At 41.5% G+C, this 19,438-nt stretch carries 21 protein-coding genes and 1 pseudogene; 7 read left to right on the top strand and 15 right to left on the bottom strand.

What is annotated here, in order from left to right; translation table 11 throughout:
• Nucleotides 1-41: 41 nt before the first annotated feature.
• Together OCU56_RS02170 and xerD are read right to left on the bottom strand one after the other, a co-directional pair.
• The gene (locus OCU56_RS02170) at nucleotides 42-782 is read right to left on the bottom strand and encodes a thioredoxin fold domain-containing protein (RefSeq protein WP_261873947.1); all 741 of its coding nucleotides are present in this window, start codon (nucleotides 780-782) and stop codon (nucleotides 42-44) included.
• A 46-nt stretch (nucleotides 783-828) separates the two neighbouring features.
• Nucleotides 829-1,722 carry a site-specific tyrosine recombinase XerD gene (xerD, locus tag OCU56_RS02165; RefSeq protein WP_261873946.1) on the bottom strand — a complete coding sequence of 298 codons (894 nt, stop codon included), beginning with the start codon at nucleotides 1,720-1,722 and terminating at the stop codon, nucleotides 829-831.
• Between the two features lie 135 nt (nucleotides 1,723-1,857).
• Between xerD and fldB the strand changes: the two genes are divergently transcribed.
• A complete protein-coding gene (gene fldB, locus OCU56_RS02160; RefSeq protein ID WP_261874755.1) occupies nucleotides 1,858-2,376 on the top strand; it encodes a flavodoxin FldB in 519 nt (172 codons plus the stop codon).
• Nucleotides 2,377-2,838: 462 nt separating this feature from the next.
• On the opposite strand, the gene OCU56_RS02155 is transcribed toward fldB, so the two are convergent.
• Together OCU56_RS02155 and OCU56_RS02150 are read right to left on the bottom strand one after the other, a co-directional pair.
• Nucleotides 2,839-3,441: a putative adenosine monophosphate-protein transferase Fic gene (locus tag OCU56_RS02155; protein WP_261873945.1), complete on the bottom strand. Its 603-nt coding sequence runs from the start codon at nucleotides 3,439-3,441 to the stop codon at nucleotides 2,839-2,841.
• 9 nt (nucleotides 3,442-3,450) lie between these two features.
• On the bottom strand, nucleotides 3,451-3,888 hold the full coding sequence (locus OCU56_RS02150) for a YhfG family protein (RefSeq protein WP_261873944.1): 438 nt from the start codon (nucleotides 3,886-3,888) through the stop codon (nucleotides 3,451-3,453).
• Nucleotides 3,889-4,010: 122 nt separating this feature from the next.
• Between OCU56_RS02150 and OCU56_RS17495 the strand changes: the two are divergent.
• A pseudogene (locus OCU56_RS17495) lies at nucleotides 4,011-4,116 on the top strand (transposase); the annotation flags it as partial.
• 402 nt (nucleotides 4,117-4,518) lie between these two features.
• Here OCU56_RS17495 and OCU56_RS02140 read toward each other — a convergent pair.
• Entirely contained in the window at nucleotides 4,519-5,109 is a 591-nt protein-coding gene (locus OCU56_RS02140) for a DUF6988 family protein (protein ID WP_261873943.1), read from the bottom strand.
• Nucleotides 5,110-5,214: 105 nt separating this feature from the next.
• On the bottom strand, nucleotides 5,215-6,159 hold the full coding sequence (locus tag OCU56_RS02135) for a DUF6236 family protein (RefSeq protein ID WP_261873942.1): 945 nt from the start codon (nucleotides 6,157-6,159) through the stop codon (nucleotides 5,215-5,217).
• A 314-nt stretch (nucleotides 6,160-6,473) separates the two neighbouring features.
• On the opposite strand from OCU56_RS02135, the gene OCU56_RS02130 reads away from it, so the two are divergent.
• A complete protein-coding gene (locus OCU56_RS02130; protein ID WP_390904848.1) occupies nucleotides 6,474-6,596 on the top strand; it encodes a phage integrase N-terminal SAM-like domain-containing protein in 123 nt (40 codons plus the stop codon).
• Here OCU56_RS02130 and brnQ read toward each other — a convergent pair.
• On the bottom strand, nucleotides 6,587-7,891 hold the full coding sequence (gene brnQ, locus OCU56_RS02125) for a branched-chain amino acid transport system II carrier protein (RefSeq protein ID WP_261873941.1): 1,305 nt from the start codon (nucleotides 7,889-7,891) through the stop codon (nucleotides 6,587-6,589). The genes OCU56_RS02130 and brnQ overlap by 10 nt on opposite strands.
• Before the next feature lie 305 nt (nucleotides 7,892-8,196).
• Between brnQ and OCU56_RS02120 the strand changes: the two genes are divergently transcribed.
• On the top strand, nucleotides 8,197-8,922 hold the full coding sequence (locus OCU56_RS02120; protein ID WP_261873940.1) for a tRNA1(Val) (adenine(37)-N6)-methyltransferase: 726 nt from the start codon (nucleotides 8,197-8,199) through the stop codon (nucleotides 8,920-8,922).
• A 74-nt stretch (nucleotides 8,923-8,996) separates the two neighbouring features.
• On the top strand, nucleotides 8,997-10,217 hold the full coding sequence (srmB, locus tag OCU56_RS02115; RefSeq protein WP_261873939.1) for an ATP-dependent RNA helicase SrmB: 1,221 nt from the start codon (nucleotides 8,997-8,999) through the stop codon (nucleotides 10,215-10,217).
• Between the two features lie 137 nt (nucleotides 10,218-10,354).
• On the opposite strand, the gene OCU56_RS02110 is transcribed toward srmB, so the two are convergent.
• From OCU56_RS02110 to OCU56_RS02100, 3 genes are all read right to left on the bottom strand, one after another.
• Nucleotides 10,355-10,894: a GNAT family N-acetyltransferase gene (locus OCU56_RS02110; RefSeq protein ID WP_261873938.1), complete on the bottom strand. Its 540-nt coding sequence runs from the start codon at nucleotides 10,892-10,894 to the stop codon at nucleotides 10,355-10,357.
• Between the two features lie 15 nt (nucleotides 10,895-10,909).
• Entirely contained in the window at nucleotides 10,910-11,683 is a 774-nt protein-coding gene (gene yaaA, locus OCU56_RS02105; protein ID WP_261874754.1) for a peroxide stress protein YaaA, read from the bottom strand.
• 132 nt (nucleotides 11,684-11,815) lie between these two features.
• Nucleotides 11,816-13,270 (bottom strand): alanine/glycine:cation symporter family protein, encoded by a 1,455-nt coding sequence (locus OCU56_RS02100; RefSeq protein WP_261873937.1) that lies wholly within the window; start codon nucleotides 13,268-13,270, stop codon nucleotides 11,816-11,818.
• A 428-nt stretch (nucleotides 13,271-13,698) separates the two neighbouring features.
• On the opposite strand from OCU56_RS02100, the gene OCU56_RS02095 reads away from it, so the two are divergent.
• Nucleotides 13,699-13,887, top strand: coding sequence for a DUF3545 family protein (locus OCU56_RS02095; RefSeq protein ID WP_261873936.1), 189 nt, complete (start codon nucleotides 13,699-13,701; stop codon nucleotides 13,885-13,887).
• 58 nt (nucleotides 13,888-13,945) lie between these two features.
• Here OCU56_RS02095 and OCU56_RS02090 read toward each other — a convergent pair whose 3' ends face one another.
• The 3 genes from OCU56_RS02090 to nfo all read right to left on the bottom strand — a co-directional run bounded on the left by OCU56_RS02090 (nucleotide 13,946) and on the right by nfo (nucleotide 16,358).
• The gene (locus OCU56_RS02090; RefSeq protein ID WP_261873935.1) at nucleotides 13,946-14,503 is read right to left on the bottom strand and encodes a hemerythrin domain-containing protein; all 558 of its coding nucleotides are present in this window, start codon (nucleotides 14,501-14,503) and stop codon (nucleotides 13,946-13,948) included.
• 70 nt (nucleotides 14,504-14,573) lie between these two features.
• Nucleotides 14,574-15,254, bottom strand: coding sequence for a uracil-DNA glycosylase (ung, locus tag OCU56_RS02085; protein WP_261873934.1), 681 nt, complete (start codon nucleotides 15,252-15,254; stop codon nucleotides 14,574-14,576).
• A gap of 252 nt (nucleotides 15,255-15,506) precedes the next feature.
• Nucleotides 15,507-16,358, bottom strand: coding sequence for a deoxyribonuclease IV (nfo, locus tag OCU56_RS02080; protein ID WP_261873933.1), 852 nt, complete (start codon nucleotides 16,356-16,358; stop codon nucleotides 15,507-15,509).
• Between the two features lie 318 nt (nucleotides 16,359-16,676).
• Between nfo and grcA the strand changes: the two genes are divergently transcribed.
• Nucleotides 16,677-17,054 carry an autonomous glycyl radical cofactor GrcA gene (grcA, locus tag OCU56_RS02075; protein ID WP_261873932.1) on the top strand — a complete coding sequence of 126 codons (378 nt, stop codon included), beginning with the start codon at nucleotides 16,677-16,679 and terminating at the stop codon, nucleotides 17,052-17,054.
• Nucleotides 17,055-17,491: 437 nt separating this feature from the next.
• On the opposite strand, the gene ltrA is transcribed toward grcA, so the two are convergent.
• Nucleotides 17,492-18,964 (bottom strand): group II intron reverse transcriptase/maturase, encoded by a 1,473-nt coding sequence (gene ltrA / locus OCU56_RS02070; protein ID WP_261873931.1) that lies wholly within the window; start codon nucleotides 18,962-18,964, stop codon nucleotides 17,492-17,494.
• A 234-nt stretch (nucleotides 18,965-19,198) separates the two neighbouring features.
• A complete protein-coding gene (locus OCU56_RS02065; protein ID WP_261873930.1) occupies nucleotides 19,199-19,342 on the bottom strand; it encodes a hypothetical protein in 144 nt (47 codons plus the stop codon).
• Nucleotides 19,343-19,438: the final 96 nt, after the last annotated feature.

The following is a 19,438-nucleotide window of genomic DNA, read 5'->3' as shown; positions in this document are numbered from 1 at the left end:
AAAAAAGCGCCGTATAAGATACAGCGCTTCAAGGTCTTTAATTATTGTTGCGATTCAAGTCGAGCTAACAAGTCTTTTGGTGATAAGTAACCACCAACATTGATGCCTTTTTCTGAGAATACCGCAGGGGTTCCCGATACGCCAATCGTTTTCCCTAATTGATACTGACCTGAAATCATAGCCTGACATTTTTTAATATCACTATTCGGTGCTAGCGCGTTTTTACCACGAATTTTCACGTCACTCATTACTTTCGCAGGATCTTCACTACACCAGATATTCGCCATTTCATGACCCACTTGACTTTGCGGACCAGAGCGAGGGAAAGCTAAGTAACGTACTGTAATGCCTAGCTTATTATATTCAGCCATTTGGCGATGTAGCTTCAAGCAGTAGCCACACGATGTATCGGTAAATACCGTCACTACGTGTTTTTCATTTTTGGCTTTATATACAATCATCTCATTGGTGATGTCGTTGAATAACTTGTTAATTTTAGGACCCTGACGTTGAGCCGTAACATCACTAAAATTACCATTGTCATCCAAAGAGTACAGCTTACCTGGAATAAAGTAATCTGCGCTTGGAGTCGCATAGAAAGTACCTTGGGTCGTGGTGATTTCCACAAGTCCATCCATATCAAGGGATTCTACTTGCACCACAGTGATACCAATTTTAGAAAATCGTTCTTTAATTTTTGCCTCATCAAATTCTGTTGCACATACACTAAAGGCAACTAAAGAGCAGAGAAGTAAACCAAAGACTCGACGTAAGCTATTCATACAATTTCCTAGTAATAAAATAATAGAGAGCGTTCATTTTTATGTATCACGCTCTCGGGTGATGCTGCTGATGGATTTGTTTTAATCTTTCTGTGGCAACATGAGTATAAATTTGCGTGGTAGATAAGTCACTATGCCCTAGTAACATTTGTACGACTCGCAAATCGGCTCCATAGTTCAATAAATGCGTGGCAAACGCATGTCTCATCACATGTGGCGACAACGTATCGCTATCAATACCCGCTATCTGGGCGTAATACTTAATACGATGCCAAAATGTTTGCCGTGTCATCTGACGTGAACGTTTACTAGGGAAAACGATGTCTGACGACTGCTCCCCCATTAATAGTGACCGGCCTTGAACGAGAAAACGTTCAATCCAATCGATGGCATTTTCTCCCATAGGCACTAAACGCTCTTTGCCACCTTTACCCACAACCCGTACCACACCTTGGCGTAGGCTCATATTTTCCATCGTTAATCCAACTAATTCCGACACACGTAATCCCGTCGCATACAGCAATTCAAGCATCGCTTTATCGCGAAGTTCAATCGGTTCATCTATGTTTGGCGCGTTCAGTAAATTTTCGACTTGTTGTTCACTGATATCTTTGGGTAAACGTTTCGCTAATTTAGGGCGAATGAGCAAAGCACTGGGATCATCTGCACGAATTTTTTCACGATACAAATACTGAAACAGTCGGCGCATTGCTGACAACATTCGTGCGCGACTCGATTGAGCGAAATTTTGCTCCACCAGCCAGCTTTGATACTCAATGAGAGATTGGTAACTCACTGACGTTAAATCAGAATCATGTTGTTCTAACCATTGTGATAATTTACTCAAATCCAAACGATAAGACGCTAGAGTATTTTCAGATAAGCCTTTTTCCATCCATATAGAATCAAGAAATTGCTCAATAAGATTTTGATTTAACAAGCTTAAAAATCCGCTAGTCTAGGTACACTTCCCTAAAGGTATACAAGCATCGCATTGATTGCTAGGGGCTAACACTGAAACTTATCAAAAATAAGGGTAGAATCTAACGAATGACCATTAGTGATAATTGAAATGATGAAGATAGGACTATTTTTCGGCTCTACCACCTGCTATACAGAAATGGCTGCGGAAAAAATTCGCGATATAATTGGCAGTGATATTGTGGACTTACACAATGTAAAAGACACCCCTCTTAGCAAAATGAATGACTACGAATTCTTAATTCTCGGTATTTCCACATGGGATTTCGGTGAACTTCAAGAAGACTGGGGAGCATTATGGCAAGACATCGAAGGCATTCCACTACAAAATAAATACGTGGCATTATTCGGCTTGGGAGATCAAGAAGGATATGGTGAATGGTTTCAGGATGCAATGGGCCTGCTACATAAGCAACTTCAGCCTAATAAACCTCACTTTTTAGGTTATTGGCCAACAGCAGGCTATGAATTTGTCTCCTCTAAGGCTCTCACTGAAAACGGCAATCAATTTGTTGGCCTAGCACTGGATGAAGACTCTCAATATGATCTCAGTGAACAGCGTATTGCCCAGTGGTGTGAGCAAATACTCACCGAGTACGCAAGCGCCCTATAATCTGTTTCGAGCAACAGTCAAACAAAAAACCACAAGACCAGAACATTACCCACCGTTGAGTTCCTGTGGCTAATTTGGCAACACGTACTCCTTAAAGGGCTTTAACGAGTACGTGATCAAGGTCTGATGCATGCTAGTGCTTGGCGATTAAGGTGGCTCATGATATGGCATGCGTTGGGATCACCAAGCCTACATGATCCATTTATCGCGATAAACTTCAGATTTGATAATGCGAGAACACACTAAGGAGGTAAATAATCTTAAAGTCACTACAGAATTAGAGTTCATCAGGGTCAATCATAGCGGATTCGACTCCATAGCCTCGTGCGACTTGTAGAAAGTCGATGAGGTTCATTTCAAGCAACTCACCAAAGAGCAATTTACTAATAGAAGACAACGACACGATTGGGCTTGTTCAACACCCAGATAAAGTGTCGGCTAGGCGACACTTATCCTTATTTGTTAACTGCGCTTTTCGACTTTAGTTACACAAACAGAAAACAGCTCTTTCATCGGCACGTAATTACAATAATAACCATGCCTATTTGCTGCTACCCACTGCTCAGAAGTAATACCAGTAAAATTAATATTGTAACCACAGTTGATTGCAATATGCTCAAACAACAAACGTTGAGCACGACCATTACCCTCACGGAATGGATGTAGAATATTAATATCGCAATAATACTCAGCTAACTTAGTAAGAAATTCATCGTATGGTAAATCCACTAAATACTTATCTTTTTCTAACATTGAAAATAGATTATTTGCTTCTTTTTCAATCCTAGCCACATTACAGAAACGTGTATTTCCCTTTGAAATATCAATCGTTCTTAACTCGCCAGCCCATTCAAATAGATCGGAGAACAATATGTGATGAATTGAACGCAGATAGCTGAAATCGTAAGGAGGTAATTGAAACTCTACATACATTGCAGCTAACGTTGTTAAATCACGCTCAGCAGCCTCTAATACTGCTTCATTACTGATATTGAGCTTATTAGCAAGAACCGTACTATTTTTGTAAGTATAAGGATCTTGTGTTGTGCCATATTTATCAGCCATTGAGCGCCTCTACGAATTTACGTTTGAGTATTTGTTTAACAATATTTGACGTTGTTCTTCTCTGTCGAGTGATAAGTCGAAATCACTAGCAACATCATGCCCCTCTAAACGCATACTTTCTTTAAAGTTATCCATTTTGACTTGTTCAAAATAGGCATATTTTTCTTCGTAAGAAGAAAGTATTGAATTGCTTGGCATAACTAAATCAATATCATTAAGTTGAGATTGAATCGCTTTCCCTGTCTCAAAAACGCCCCAGCTATTAATAGAAAAACGAAAGGTTCTACCTTGACGCTTTCTTTCAATATTTAAGCCTAAATTTTCAACTAATGAGTTAACTACGGATTGTACTTTGCGTTCAGAGATCCCAGTTGCAGCCACGATAGCTTGAGTATTTGGAGCTTCCAATCGTGTCATTGCTGCTAAAACTAATAATTCGTACTTCATGTTTGCCTCGCACATTTATGCGGAAATAATATTAATCTACTACTCAAAGAGAATAATTACCATATTTGAAAGCTAAATGAACAAAGAAGCACACCACTATCATGAACCTTCCTAGCTCAGTTCCACATCAGTGGGTGGTTGATTGTCGTAAAGTGGGCTATGGATTACCTGCATTAAAGTACCTATCCCGTTATCTCTATCGTGGTGTTTTACCCGATAAAGATATTATAAAAATCAGTGATAAAGACGTGACTTTCCGCTACCAATACACAAACCAAGGCCAAACGTTCATGCCCCCTGCTACAAGCATGATATGGCATGCGTTGGGATCACCAAGCCTACATGACCCATTTATCGCGATAAACTTCAGATTTGATAATGCTAGAACACACTAAAGGAGGATAGCCCCCTTAAAGTCACAACATAATTAGAGTTCATAAGGGTCAATCATAGCGGATTCGACTCGATAGCCTCGTGGGACTTGTAGAAAGTCGATGAGGTTCAATTCAAGCGACTCACCAAAGAGCAATTTACTAATAGAAGACAACGACACGATTAAGCTTGTTCAACACCCAGATAAAGTGTCGGCTGGGCGACACTTATCCTTATTTGTTATAGCGCAACTCACCTCTAGCTATGAACTTCCATCAGTTTATTGAATATAGATGTTAATTCATGTGCTCTAGGTGCGTCATTGAATATATGGCATACCTCCAACGTAGTCAGGAATGAAAGCATCAAAGATTGCTTTATTAACCACTGAATTTGCTCTTCTGAATGCCCACCGGCTATTCGATGACCTTTATCGCGACTAGCTGATTGATAAAGCCCACCGTGAGTGAAATCATGCAAAAACTCTTTTATTTCACTCATACGCTGAGACAAATGACCATGTCGATAACCTTCAGTTTGTTCGACTTGAGCAAGTTGAACTTTAATACCCGGAGGCTCTTTACCTTTCATAAACTTCAGTAGTTGATCTTCTGATGCACAACGATACATCCAGATACCGCGTAAGAACGCGTCCCTTTGTGGGCGAAGTAGGGCTAGCGCTGAACCATGATATCCAAGGCTAATTAACTTTATAATTGCAGCATTGTGTTCAAGCGCTAATTGTAACAAAGCGAGGGGAACAACTTTCTTATGTTCTGGTTCAAGTTCGAGACCATTGAGGAGCGACTCATAACTTTTAACCCAATTTTCAGCTAACTCTATTTTCATATTACCCTCTGCGCTATAACGCCACGTTAAGCTGTGAGTGAGCGCGTGCTATGTCTGAGCGCTAGCGAGTTCGGCACCCGTTTACGAGTCTGCTTGAACGTTTTGTTAGCTAGGTGTTATCCCACATTTGTTTATAGAAGATAAATAGGATAGCTCGCTTGAGCCTATAGCGTCTTTATGTTCTTTTGTTTTACTTGTGTTTATTTTAATGCTTGATGCCGCTCCACCCACAATAAAAGCTCCTAGCTGAATAAAGGGATCATCGAAAAAATGAGCAAACGTACAACCGCCTATAGCAGTTGTCATACTAAACTCACGTGATACCTGAAAATTCGCTAGGTTACAAGAACCAAATCTTTCACCACTAACAGTATGCAAGTCTGAAATTGCAGTGTTCAGCTTTTTAACATAAAAATCTCTAGCTGCATTTGAGTCATTTGCATTTGTAATTTTAAGGTATAGATCTGTTAACGTCTCATTGAGAGCAATCAATTCATCAGAGCGTTTGCATTTAAAGTCTAAAAGGGTCTCTAACGATATATCAGCCCTCGGTACTGGTAGGCAATTTTGTAGTTCCATTTTAGCTGTCAACTGCTCGACTTCATGCTCCTTTGGTAAAATAAGCTCACTACCATTTTGATGTATAGTCCACTTTATGGGGTCTTTTTTTATTAGCCCTCCCATCTTCTCGCTTGCAAGCAAAAAGTGATCATCCTGAAGATATTTCACCAATTGCTTGCCAAATGGATCCATAGTAGCTTGCTGTCTTGGATCGCAATATAGACCGCCCCCCGTCCATTTGACATAGCCTAAACTTGGTTCCCAATTTGGGTTATTAGCTGTTTGCAGGGACAAAATACCTGCCTTATTTAGGAGCTGTTTTTCTTCATCTAATTCACACTGGATTGGAAGAGCATCTATCAGTGCAATTTCATCCCAATATAAACAAAAATACCTTAAACTTTCTGGTGTTATATCTGCAGAAATAGATATTTTGGAGTCTGTCACGTTGACAGCATAAGCTGACATTACAACGCCTTTTCCAATCATCAACACACTCCTAATCTAAATGTACCTAGCTAACATTCTTAATAACAGGCCTGCTCGTTTTCCCACTTGCCTATCTTTCATTAAAATTACCATAAACCATTGAAATATAATGCATATATATCACACTTTGAGTTCTGTCTTTACGTAAAAACGAGCGCGAGTGTTATCACTTGTTAACAATGCCTGTTATCTCAAGAAGAACAGTATTAACTCCATGATTAACAGTAGCTTATAAAATCTTATATCGAATAAACGAGACTGAACCCTCGACAAAATAAGCCAATTTGTCAGAATAAATTCGATGACATAGGCGAATGCGAGGATATAGTCTTAGAACAGAAAAAGCCTACTTATATTGGATCAAATGCTTCATTCGCTTCAACAAACTAAAGCATCCAAAAGATATGGGGCCTCTTTTTATTGCGTATTACCCTTGATATAAAGCGATGTTTCGCTCCCCTACAAACATCATAGTGACGATGGCAATCACGGTCGGCAACACCCAGCCTAAGCCAAGTTCAAACAATGGTATAAACTGAAATACAGACACATCCCACCCAATCACTTTAGCCGCATCCAGCAGCGCGCATAAAAAAGCGATGGATAATACCATTCGATAAGCCAATTGTGGTTTAGGTAGCCATTGACGAACAAAAGTGAGCGCAACTAAGGCAATAGCGATAGGGTAAAGAGCAAATAAAACTGGAATTGACAGTTCGATTAATTGCGCAAGGCCAATATTGGCAACAAAGGCGCATACACTGCCGTTCACTACCACCCAAAATTTATAATCCAATTTACTGTGTCGGCTAAAAAAGTCAGAGCTTGCTGAAATCAAACCAACCGCAGTTGTTAAGCAAGCGAGTAATACGATACCAGACAAGACCCACTGCCCTTGCTCGCCAAATAAGGCTTTAACATACTCGGCTAAAATAGCCCCACCATTTTCCAGCCCAGCGGCAATACTATTGCTCGTCGCCCCCAGATAAAACAATGCGATATACACCAAACACAAACCAACAGCTGCGATAACTCCCGCCACAATAAGGTAACGCGCAACATCGGCACGCTCAGTCACGCCCTTTGAGTGAATCGCTTGCACCAACAACATACCAAACATCAATGAGGCAAAAGTATCCATGGTTAGATACCCTTCTAAAATACCTTTCGTAAAGGGCTGCGACATGTAATCACCCTGGGCATGAATAATGGGGCCTTGAGGGTTAATAACCACAGCAATAGAAAGCAAAACTAACCCCAAAAACATAATGGGAGTCAGTATTTTACCTATCGTATCCAGTAGTGAACCTTGAGTCCAAGCTAGCGCCATTGCCAGCACAAAGAAACACAGTGAGAATAAGGCTAGATACATAGCATTTGGCTGAGATAAAAAAGGACGCACCCCCATCTCATACGCCACCAATCCGGCTCTGGGAGCGGCAAATGCAGGGCCAATAATAATAAAAATTAAAGCGGCAATAACGAATGCTACTTTTTTAGGTAACTCACTGGTTAAATGCTCCCAAGTACCACCTGCGGTAGCAACCGCAACCACGGTAATTAATGGTAAACCGGCGGCAGTTAGCAGAAACCCTCCCATAGCAGGCAACAAGTTTTCACCCGCCAATTGCCCTGCCATTGGTGGAAAAATAATATTGCCTGCACCTAAAAAGAATGCAAACAACATAAAGCCAAGTGCGATAATGTCGGTGGTAGATAAGGTGTTCTTCAAAATGGCCTCGAAGATAGAGAGATTATTGGATATAAAAAATCCATAACCCTATAGGTAATTGTTATATATCGAATAATGAATAAATCGACGAAGACTCTCAAGCTAAGCCAGTGATACGCGATATAATCCCAACAACTAAGCGACAAGCCAGTCATTTGAACTGCAAAAGCAACAAATAGTCAGTGTTTCAAGCTAAACAAAAACACAACAGTTACATTAGAAATAATAACAAACGGGTTGCATATGGTGCTTTTACATTAAAATCAACACATTTAGCCTACAAACAATTGCGGGAGCCCCCATTAATGAGCAACACAACCAAAAATTTTCAGTTTAAATCTTTCTCTATTTGGGGGGGAAATAGTGGTATGCCAGTCAGTACCGATGGAGTATTGCTCGGTGCATGGAGCAATATTGCTTGCAGTAAAAAGCTCATAGATATTGGTACAGGAACCGGTCTGCTTAGCTTAATGTGTGCGCAAAGAAACCCAGATATTAAGATTACCGCGATTGATATCGATGAGGCGGCAATAGCTTCTGCACACAGAAATTTTGCTCACAGCCCTTGGGCAAACAGAATCACGCTAAAACATGCGGACGTTCTAGAGTACGCTCAAAACAACCCGCACCTATTTGATACTATCATCTGTAATCCACCCTACTTTAACTCTGGAGAACAAGCCTCAGCAAGCCAGCGAGCCGTGGCAAGGCACACCGATAACTTACCTCACCTTGAACTATTAGATTGCTGTGAGCAGTTACTCACATCAACGGGCAAAGGGAGCTTTATCTTGCCCACTCAAGAAGCGGAACAGTTTATTGATGCGGCCACAGAGCGTCACTGGCAGTTAACTCGGTTATGCAAAATAAAAACCACAGCTAAAAAAAACCATTCTCGTTACTTATTCGAACTGCAGCGTACAGAGTCAAAATTACCTGAGATGGAACCATCCGAGCTGATTATTCAGCAAAATGGCAGATACACTGCTCAATTTATTGCTCTAACACAGAGTTTTTACCTAAAGATGTAAATAAGAGTGTGACGCTTATCACCATTAAACTATAATAGCTTTCTTTATCTTCCACCCGTTTGCGGAGCACTGCAGTGTTAAGAACTTTTGCTGAGTTAGAGTTAGACCAATCCCTTATTAAAGCCATTGAAGAAATAGGCTTTGAAAGACCAACAAAAGTACAAAGTGAAGCGATCCCTCAAGCATTAGATGGCAAAGATATTCTTGCTTCTGCTCCAACAGGAACGGGTAAAACCGCCGCTTTTGTACTTCCGGCATTACAGTATCTCATCGATTTTCCACGTCGTCGTGGCGGACCGGCGAGAGTCTTGATCCTAACTCCAACTCGTGAACTGGCGATTCAGATCACTGAGCAAGCGAAAGAGTTAGCCAAACACACCAATATGAATATTTTCACTATTACTGGTGGTGTTATGTATCAAGAACACGCTGATATCCTGTCAACGACACAAGATATCGTAGTGGCTACGCCTGGACGTTTAATGGAATACATTAACTCTGAGCGTTTTGATTGCCGTGCCATTGAATGGTTAATCCTAGATGAAGCGGATCGCATGCTCGATATGGGCTTTGGCCCAATTGTTGACCGCTTATCCAACGAATGTCGCTGGCGTAAACAAACCTTGCTGTTCTCCGCTACCCTAGAAGGTCGTGGAGTAGAAGGTTTCACCGCAGACCTCCTTAAAGAACCAGCCGAGATCGATGCGCAGCCATCATTAAAAGAGCGTAAAAAAATTCAGCAATGGTATCACCGTGCAGATAACGCAGAGCATAAGCTTGAACTGTTAAAGCATATTATTACTGAGCAAGCAGAAAGAAGTATCATCTTCTTAAAAACGCGTGAGCGTCTTGCTGAGTTGCGACAACAACTGGATAGTGCGCAAATTCCATGTAGCTGGATCCAAGGGGAAATGCCTCAAGATCGTCGTAATAATGCCATTAGCCGTTTCCGTGATGGCCAAGTAAATGTATTACTTGCCACCGATGTCGCCGCTCGTGGTATCGATCTTCCTGACGTCAGTCACGTGATTAACTATGATCTACCACGTACCGCCGATGTCTATCTACACCGCATTGGACGTACTGCTAGAGCCGGTAAAAAAGGCAACGCGGTTTCTCTTGTAGAAGCGCACGATCAAGCCATGATTGAACGAGTGGAACGTTACACTAAAGAAGCCATTAAAGAGCGTTTCATCAAAGAACTTCGCCCTAAGCACAAAAAACCAGTGACTAAGAAGAAGAAAAAGAAACCAGCGGCTAAAACAGCCAGCAAAGCGAAGAAAAAGAAAAAATAACGGCGAATCTCTAAACCATCAATCCCTAGCTCTTTGAGCTGGGGATTTTTTTTGACTGATGAGGAAAGGCTAAGACCAAGCCGAATAAGTCACTAAACGGTAAAGCAAGGGAAGCTATATAGGTAGTAGCGTGTTGGTTATCCCTCGCGGGTGATCTTATAAAGGCAATGCCAACTCAAATGAGAATCTGTGCTTACTTTAGGGTGCTGAAAAGTAAAGTCAGTATCCCACATGCCAATTTTTTCCATTACTCGTTGCGATGGCAAATTACATAAAGCGGTTAAGCTATAGAGGGATGAAATGTCTAAATGCTCAAAGGCATAGTCAATCACCCTCTTTGCCGCCTCAGGTGCATAGCCTTGCCCCCAAAAACGATCACTTAAACGCCACGCAATTTCAACAAAAGGGTGATTCAAAATCCCCTCTTTTTCTGAGCGCTGTTGTAATCCAACCATACCAATAAATTGATGGCTCGCTTTTTCTTCAACAACCCACATCCCCCACCCTTTCTCTGCCAATTCATCAGATAAGTGCCTTGCTGACGCAACACTTTGCAAGGGGGTCAAGGTGCTAGGAAAAAAGCGCATGACATTGGGGTTGATGTTCATTTTAACAAACGGATCAAAGTCCAATGCTGTCCATGAACGTAAAACAAGTCTAGGGGTATTGAGCATCATAAATCAGCCTGCTCTCTATTGCTGATCTCGCTTAAACACTAACTCTCTAGGCGTAGAATCTGTATCACTAAAATAGTAGCCCGCTAAATCAAACTGTTTTAAGCCATCGAGTGTATCGACTTGATTTTGAATGAGATATTTCGCCATCATGCCCCGTGCTTTTTTCGCAAAAAAGCTGATGACTTTATATTGACCATTTTTAAGATCTTTAAAGACCGGCGTGATCACTCTGCCCTGAACATTCTTCCCTTTAACAGACTTAAAATACTCATTTGATGCAAGGTTAATCAGCAAATCATCCTGTTGCGCTAATAGAGCTTCATTGACCTTATCGGTGATTTTATCACCCCAAAATTGGTACAGGTTACTTCCGTTGGCATTAGCCAATTTTGTGCCCATCTCTAAACGGTAAGGTTGCATCAAATCTAGAGGTCGCAATAACCCATATAAACCTGACAACATGCGAAAATGCTGCTGCGCATAATCAAAATCTTGCTCGGAAAAAGAGTCTGCCTCTAACCCTGTATAGACATCCCCCTTAAACGCAAGAATGGCTTGTCGTGAATTATCAGGCGTAAACGTCGAACTCCATTGCTGAAAGCGTGCCACATTTAGTCCTGCAATCTTATCACTGACCTTCATTAAACTCGCAATATCTGCCGCAGTGAGTTTTTTACACACCTTCACTAACTTGGCTGAATCGCTAATAAATTCAGGCTGGGTATAGCGCTCAGTCGCCAGTGGCGACTCAAAATCTAATGTTTTTGCAGGAGAAACTAAAATCAGCATACCAGTATCCTTAACTTGGTTTTCTTCGTAGGTATTTTCTTCGTACATGGGCATTTCTATACATAGAGTATAAAGAAAAAAGCCGTACTAAGTCAGCACGGCTTTTACTATTGTGTTAATTGGTAAGGACTATTATTTATTTCTTTCCACTTGTGCTTTTAGCTCTTCGTGGTCATCCCAAATACCTTCTTCTAATTGAGAGTGCAGCTCTGGGTAGTCTTTAGCATTAAAGGTCGGTACTTTGCCCGCCTTCAGTTGCTGGTTATAGTCTTTCGCCAACTTAACCACAATGCCTGACAGCAGCAATATGGCGACCATATTCACAATGGCCATCAAGCCCATAGATACATCGGCCATCGCCCAAACAACAGGTAATGTTGATACCGCACCAAATAACACCATGCCCAATACAATAACACGGAAAATATTCAAACCGGCTTTATGGTTATGCTCTAGGAAAATAAGGTTCGTTTCCGCATATGAGTAGTTGGCAATAATAGAAGTAAAGGCAAAGAAGAAAATGGCAACAGCAACAAAAATGCCACCCCACTCTCCAACTTCTGCACTCAACGCTCTTTGAGTAAGCTCAATGCCAGTCACCTCACCACCTGGAATATACTCCCCAGACACTAAGATGATTGCCACTGTTGCCGAACAAATAACAATGGTATCGGTAAACACGCCCAGCATCTGAACGTAGCCTTGGGAGGCTGGGTGTGGTGGATACGGCGTCGCAGAAGCAGCCGCATTTGGAGCCGAACCCATACCCGCTTCATTGGAGAATAAGCCACGTTTAATACCGTTAATCATCGCTTGTGCAATCGCGTAACCCACACCACCAGCGGCGGCTTCTTGTAGACCGAAAGCACTCTTAAAGATAAGTGCTAATACATCAGGCACCTTTTCAATATTTGAGAACATAACAAACAAAGCTAACGCTAAGTAGGCCAAAGCCATCACGGGTACGATTAATTCAGCGGTACGAGCTATCTTGCGTATTCCACCAAATATCACAAAAGCTGAAAGCGCAGCAACGGCAATACCGACATACAAAGGCTCAACACCAAATGCGGTGTTCATTGCAGTGGCAATAGAGTTGGCTTGTACCGAGTTAAATACTAGACCAAAAGCGATAATGAGGAAAATGGAGAACAAGACTCCCATCCAACGCATGCCAAGGCCTTTCTCCATATAGTAAGCAGGGCCACCACGGTAGTTGCCATCTTGATCTTTCGTTTTGTAAAGCTGAGCGAGAGAACTTTCCGCAAAAGAGGTCGCCATACCTAGCATAGCGATTAACCACATCCAAAAAATAGCCCCTGGCCCACCAAAAGTTAGGGCTACAGCTACGCCTGCCATATTACCTGTGCCAACACGAGCGGCAAGACTGGTACAAAGTGCTTGGAAAGAAGAGATACCGGCCTTATCAGCTTTGCGGCTGTTTTTTAACACACTAAACATGTGCCCAAAGTGTCTGAACTGGATGAAACCAAGGCGTACAGTGAAATAAATACCACCTCCAACCAGTAAATAAACTAAAATGGATCCCCAAAGAAGATCATTCATTAAATTAATTATGTCTGTCACATAAACCTCGCACTTAAGACGCTCATTAATGAGCAACGGAACGGTGAATACCCAATTATTTATAGTTATACCAGTCGCAGTCATTGACAGTGATTGGCATTAGGTTTGAGTATTGTAGAGCGATTCGATCCTCTATTTATACCGTTGTTCGAATTACGTTTTCGCTGGCATCATGCCGATATAATCCCCAGAAATCAAATATCACTCCGCTTCGTGTTTTTTTTAATCGATTATGTTACTTGATGCTGTGAAACAAGCCTCATTACAACACAAAAAATTCACTCTTTAGACATATCTGCGAAACACTTCAAAGATAATGTATTTACGTTCATGGTAATAATACCGATAGATTTACTGACAAATCAAAACGTGAACAATCAAGACTAGTTTAAATTTCAAGTACTAATGATAAGTAAAAGGAAAGGCTTATGGATGGCTTGCAACTGGAAAATATTTTTGAAGCGGAAGAACGTAATAGCACTCGTAGAGCACGCTCTAAACCCGTTAAACGAAAGTGGCGAGAAATTGAAGCTATAAAAGATCGCCAGAGACTTCAGCAAGAATTAATGGCTTTAGATGTGTGCAGTGACTATCGACTAGAAGACATTAAACTGTAATCACTACCATAAAAAAAGGATGAGCATTCACTCATCCTTTTGTCACTGTCGCTTGTCACTACGATCCGACGCATTCACTATCGGTTTGCTTAATGCGCTCAGCAAGTTGCTTGTACTTATCGGCAATCGTCTCACCAAACAGAGGATCGTCTTCCTGAGAACCCCACTTTCTTTCTAAGTATTGCCAGTCCGCTGTGGTGAAGGTTTTATTAATTAAAGGCAGAATTTCTTGCTCTTCGAGATCTAAATGAAGCTTTTGTTCCTTAATAAAGGTTTCTAGTTGCGTAGCAAAGACGTCCGACGGTACAACAGCATCATGTAAAATCATGTCCACCACATCTAAGAAGTTGTGGGTTGTTTTAGATAACTCAATATGTTCAGACTCTAAGTTGCTGATGTTTTCTTGCTCACCATAATTCTCAGTAAAATACTGATAAATAAGATCTTCTTTTGGGTGGTGCGTTTTCTCTGAGTGATCACTCAGGTAATCAACAATCTCTTTTAACAACTTATAGTTAATCGACTCTTCTGCTTTTAACTGGGTCAGTTTTTTCTTTAAAATCGCCAGCAAACGTACCATATAGCCGTGCTCGCGACGTATCCTTTCAATCATCATGATTCAGTACTCCATTTAAATATCTGACTTAAGTTTACGCAATTTTACTCATCCATGTTCTATTCTATGCTTAAAAAAGAGGCATATTAATATCGGGGATGTGCCAATTTATGTCATTTTTTCCATGTTGCTTCAAATAGGCGTTCGCTAAAGAGAAGTGCTGACAGCCAAAGAAGCCTCGCCTAGCAGATAACGGAGAAGGGTGCGCACAAGTCAATATGCAGTGCTGATTTGAGTCAATACATGCGCCTTTTTTTTGTGCGTGAGCGCCCCAGAGCATAAACACGATATGCTGTTGGTGCTGCACTAAATATTCTATGGCGTGTTGGGTAAAGGTTTCCCAACCACTTTTCGCATGTGAATGGGCTTTTCCCTGCTCTACGGTTAATACTGTGTTTAAAAGCAGCACACCTTGATCGGCCCAAGATTTCAAATAGCCATGACTGGGTATTGAAAAGTTAGGAATATCTTGGGCAAGTTCTTTATAAATGTTACGTAGTGAAGGCGGGATTTTATTACCGGGCAAAACGGAAAAGCTAAGCCCGTGCGCTTGGTTAGGCCCATGATAGGGGTCTTGGCCCAAAATAACGACTTTGACATCCTGTATTTGGGTGTGTTCAAAAGCGGCAAACACATCATCAGGGGCAGGATAAATATCCTTACCTGAAGAACGTTGTTGCTCAATAAACGACTGTAATGAACGGAAGTATTCTTGAGAACGCTCCGCTTCTATAAAAGATTGCCAACTCACCTAATTTATCCATTTTGTAGATTAATAGATAAAATTTTGGCACAAGGCAATCAATTAAGATATCACTTCTTCTTAGTATTACGCTTCTGAGGAGTTGGATGATATGCGCTACCACGCTGACAAGGGCGGGCTTGAGGAATTACAGAAAGGGACTTATACATAGCACACTCCAATTACACTTTACTTTGTGATGTCGATCGCAAAGGATAATGAAAGAAGTGTGCCAACATTGCAAATGATTGAAGAGTAAAATTACATTGCAAAAGAACGCATAGCTTGAATTTCTTGTTGCCAGCGCTCAGGCTCGATAGTTTCTAGGATCAAAGGGATGCCATTAAAGCGTGGATCTTGCGAAATATACTGAAAACACTCCCAACCTATCTCCCCTTCCCCTAATGAGTGATGACGGTCCACCTTGCCACCTAATGGAATTTTCGAATCATTGATGTGCATTGCACGTAAGTAGTGCATACCCACAACTCTATCGAACTCAGCAAACGTCTCTTCACATGCGCTAAAGGTTCTTAAATCGTAACCCGCGACAAAGGTATGGCACGTATCAATACACACCCCAACTCGGCTTTTATCTTTCACTTGATCAATAATTTCAGCGAGATGCTCAAAACGCCAACCCAAGTTCGTCCCTTGTCCGGCCGTATTTTCTATGACGGCAATGACGTTTGGCACCGCTTCATGGGCTAAATTAATGGACTCGGCGATACGCGCTAAGCACTCTTTTTCAGAGATTTTTTTTAAATGACTGCCCGGATGAAAATTCAGTAACGTAAGACCTAATAGCTCACAGCGTTCCATCTCATCGATAAATGCTGCCCGAGACTTTGCCAGTTTTTCTTCTTCTGGCGCTCCTAAATTAATCAGATACGAATCATGAGGAAGAATTTGCGCGGATGTAAAACCTAACGCCGTGCAATTTTTCTTAAAGGAATCGATACTTTTTTGCGTTAATGGTTTTGCGGCCCATTGACGCTGATTCTTAGTAAATAAGGCAAATGCGCTTGCACCTATTTCTTTCGCTCTCAATGGTGCATTTTCCACACCACCAGCGGCGGAAACATGAGCACCAATAAACTTACTAGTAGACATAAAACTTCTCTTTACTCTTCTTAAAATGAGTGGTTTTCTTCTGTTATGCAAAAACGATACGGCAACAAATTTGATACTAATGTTGTTAAAAAACCACACAAAAACAATCAAAACGGAAAACTATGTTAATAAATACGTTATAAACCAATAATTTAATTATAACTTGATCCTAATCATAAAAAATACCCTAAAAAAAACATGGTTTTTAGTTGTTTTTTGACATAAATCAATATTAGAATGGCAAACATGCAGTGAGCAATCGAAAGCTCCAAGTTTATAAGTAACATCAAACCCACATATGTGGCTTAGGAGAAAATTATGATCCAAGGTATTCAAATCACAAAAGCAGCTAACGACGAACTACTAAACTCAATCTGGCTACTAGATTCTGAAAAGAATGAAGCGCGTTGTGTTATTGCATCTGCTGGCTATGAAGCTGATCAAGTAATCCCTACTTCAGATCTAGGTGACTACGAAAGCCGTGAAATCGCTATCGAAAAAGCACCAAAAGTCGAAGGCGGCCAGCACCTAAACGTTAACGTTCTTAAGCGTGAAACTCTTCAAGATGCAGTTAACCACCCTGAAAAATACCCACAGCTAACTATCCGTGTATCTGGATATGCTGTGCGTTTTAACTCTCTAACTCCAGAGCAACAACGTGATGTTATCGCTCGTACTTTTACCGCTTCTCTATAATTTAGAGTTTCAGTAAAGTATAAAAAACCTAGCTAAAGCTTAGGCTGATAAGTTATGGGGGATCTGAGTTATACTCAGATCCTCTTTTTTTATATCTTAAATTCAATAATTTAAAGGTTCAACCATTTACCTAAAACCGTAGGGCGATGTTAAATAAAACTTTAAAAACAACAACTTACTTGGTGAGCGAGAAAAGCTACCTATCATTATCAGAATGATTGATAAATAGTTGGGTTTAAGGACAGAGTTGTAGTCATTGACACTGAGACCACTGGCTAGTCACCACTAGACCGTACATTTGACCTGCTGGTATCGTAAATCACAATTGTCGGGTGGACGACACTTGTTACCAAGTGCCGTCTCCCTAAGAACCGTACGTGCAACTTTCACTGCATACGGCTCAAGCCTCCACTAAGGCATCATTGATACCCAGCAACTTATAACGCAGTCGGGACAGGCTCTTTCCAAGAGTTACGAGCTAGCCTTTTGGGTTTTCTCTTAGCCAAGTATTCTTGGTACTGAGGGTCAAAAGGGGTCGCTGCATTCCTGATTTTTACGTGTCGCTCTATAGGCACTTTAGCTATTTGGAACAAATTTAAGTGACAGTCCATGTTCATAATTTTCTGCCAACCGTGAAATTGCCACTGGCCTTTACGATTAAGAAAATACTTATGAACAACCCAGTCTTTGGACTTGGTTGGATGACGCCTAACTGCCCAGTGCCATAGCGCTTGGAATAGTTTGTGGCCGACATACCCGAATACTTGTTTAGCAACACAATGGCGATAGTAGTTCGCCCATCCTCTAAGTTTCGGATTTATCAACTTGATAAGATCGTTAACAGGGATGGTTGCGTGCTTTTTAATAAGTTCACGTAGATTTCTCAAGAATAACAGCGTGTTGGATTTGCTCGGTTTAATGAGTAATTTCCCTTTGTACTTCCTGTGATTGAAGCCCAGAAAGTCAAAGCCATCATCAATATGAGTGATCTTCGTTTTCTCTTCGGAGAGGGTTAACCCTCTTTCTGCCAAAAAGTCAGCAATCAACGGTTTGATGTCGTTCACTAGCACTTCCTTTGAAGAGCAAGTGACCACGAAATCATCCGCGTAACCGATAAAGTTGGCTCTAGCCCCCTGTTTCAGGGCTGTAGATTTTATTTGTTGTTCTATCCCCGCGAGAGTCATTAGCATCAAGGTTGGAGAAATTATTCCACCTTGAGGTGTACCTTCATCGGTATCGTAGAACAGTCCCTTATCCACATAGCCAGATTTTAACCATTGCTCTAACATACGTTTATCTACCGTGATATTGTTCATAAGCCATTGATGCCCGATTTTGTCGAAGCAAGCTTTAATATCTCCCTCAAGGACCCATTTCGCTGATTGCTTTAGAGCCAAACATTTGAAGCACTGACTGACGGCGTCAGCCGTGCTGCGATTTGGCCTAAAACCATAGCTATTGAGGTCGGCAAACGTTTCGGACACAGGCTCTAGTGCTAGAAGGTGGAGGGCTTGTTGCGCTCTATCAATCATGCATGGAATACCCAATGGCCTGAGCTTGCCGTTCTTTTTGGGAATGTAGATACGTTTGAGTGGTTTTGCAGAGTAAGCCTTGCGACTCAGTTGATTGACTGCTTTCATACGGCGTGCATCTGTGTTCCAGGTGACACCGTCTATTCCAGGCGTTTTACTGCCTTTATTCTGAGAGACTCGCTTAACCGCAACAAGTTTGGCTGAGCGAGAATGAGTCAAGAGCCACTGTAAGGACTTCACCTTACCGTATTTCTTTTCTCTCGTTGCTTTTGCGATACGCATTTGAAGCTTCAATACGTGTGCTTCAACGGATTTCCAATCGATGGACTGCCATTGAGCGCCGTCAGAAGATGCACTAATCTCTTTCGAGATCATCATTTGCTTTTCTCCTTGAATAAAGTTCTTCAAATTATCTCGCAATGGGAGACCAGTCGGAAGTGGGCTCACTTTTGTGATCAGACACAGGTCTGTATCTACATCATTACAATGTAGCTTTCGCTTTTTCCGACCTCCTATACCTGCATCACTATCGGCCACAAAGGCTTTCCCAAAGGGAGTGATTCAGGCTTACCCTGTTCCGTATGTTACGTAAAATGTCAGTTTAGATGCCCACTATAGTGCGGAGAGTACAGCGACCACGAAAGAGTACTGTCCAACCTCTTTCCAACTCTCATTGCCTTTTGGCCACAGCGTATTAACCACTTCCGCTGCTTCATCACATAACGCACCTTGAATGGATTCACATACGTTCATCATACTGACTACCTAGCACTTACCCGAATTGTGGTTTTCAGGAGGAACGTCCTCTTACGATTCTTTTCCCACTCGGCCAGACGGCCAAGTTTCGTTACA

Origin of the sequence: Vibrio rarus (assembly GCF_024347075.1) — a bacterium.
Classification (GTDB): domain Bacteria; phylum Pseudomonadota; class Gammaproteobacteria; order Enterobacterales; family Vibrionaceae; genus Vibrio; species Vibrio rarus.
The sequence above is the reverse complement of the archived record's forward strand: the minus strand, read 5'-3'. Positions and strand labels throughout refer to the sequence as shown.

Excerpts from the sequence above, each read along its gene's own strand:
- OCU56_RS02130 (WP_390904848.1), top strand. The coding sequence starts at position 6,474 with ATGCGAGGATATAGTCTTAGAACAGAAAAAGCCTACTTATATTGGATC.
- OCU56_RS02135 (WP_261873942.1), bottom strand. The coding sequence starts at position 6,159 with ATGATTGGAAAAGGCGTTGTAATGTCAGCTTATGCTGTCAACGTGACA.
- yaaA (WP_261874754.1), bottom strand. The coding sequence starts at position 11,683 with ATGCTGATTTTAGTTTCTCCTGCAAAAACATTAGATTTTGAGTCGCCA.
- OCU56_RS02170 (WP_261873947.1), bottom strand. The coding sequence starts at position 782 with ATGAATAGCTTACGTCGAGTCTTTGGTTTACTTCTCTGCTCTTTAGTT.
- OCU56_RS02120 (WP_261873940.1), top strand. The coding sequence starts at position 8,197 with ATGAGCAACACAACCAAAAATTTTCAGTTTAAATCTTTCTCTATTTGG.
- OCU56_RS02150 (WP_261873944.1), bottom strand. The coding sequence starts at position 3,888 with ATGAAGTACGAATTATTAGTTTTAGCAGCAATGACACGATTGGAAGCT.
- ltrA (WP_261873931.1), bottom strand. The coding sequence starts at position 18,964 with ATGATGATCTCGAAAGAGATTAGTGCATCTTCTGACGGCGCTCAATGG.
- grcA (WP_261873932.1), top strand. The coding sequence starts at position 16,677 with ATGATCCAAGGTATTCAAATCACAAAAGCAGCTAACGACGAACTACTA.
- OCU56_RS02095 (WP_261873936.1), top strand. The coding sequence starts at position 13,699 with ATGGATGGCTTGCAACTGGAAAATATTTTTGAAGCGGAAGAACGTAAT.
- OCU56_RS02065 (WP_261873930.1), bottom strand. The coding sequence starts at position 19,342 with ATGATGAACGTATGTGAATCCATTCAAGGTGCGTTATGTGATGAAGCA.
- fldB (WP_261874755.1), top strand. The coding sequence starts at position 1,858 with ATGAAGATAGGACTATTTTTCGGCTCTACCACCTGCTATACAGAAATG.
- OCU56_RS02110 (WP_261873938.1), bottom strand. The coding sequence starts at position 10,894 with ATGATGCTCAATACCCCTAGACTTGTTTTACGTTCATGGACAGCATTG.
- OCU56_RS02155 (WP_261873945.1), bottom strand. The coding sequence starts at position 3,441 with ATGGCTGATAAATATGGCACAACACAAGATCCTTATACTTACAAAAAT.
- OCU56_RS02140 (WP_261873943.1), bottom strand. The coding sequence starts at position 5,109 with ATGAAAATAGAGTTAGCTGAAAATTGGGTTAAAAGTTATGAGTCGCTC.
- nfo (WP_261873933.1), bottom strand. The coding sequence starts at position 16,358 with ATGTCTACTAGTAAGTTTATTGGTGCTCATGTTTCCGCCGCTGGTGGT.
- OCU56_RS02090 (WP_261873935.1), bottom strand. The coding sequence starts at position 14,503 with ATGATGATTGAAAGGATACGTCGCGAGCACGGCTATATGGTACGTTTG.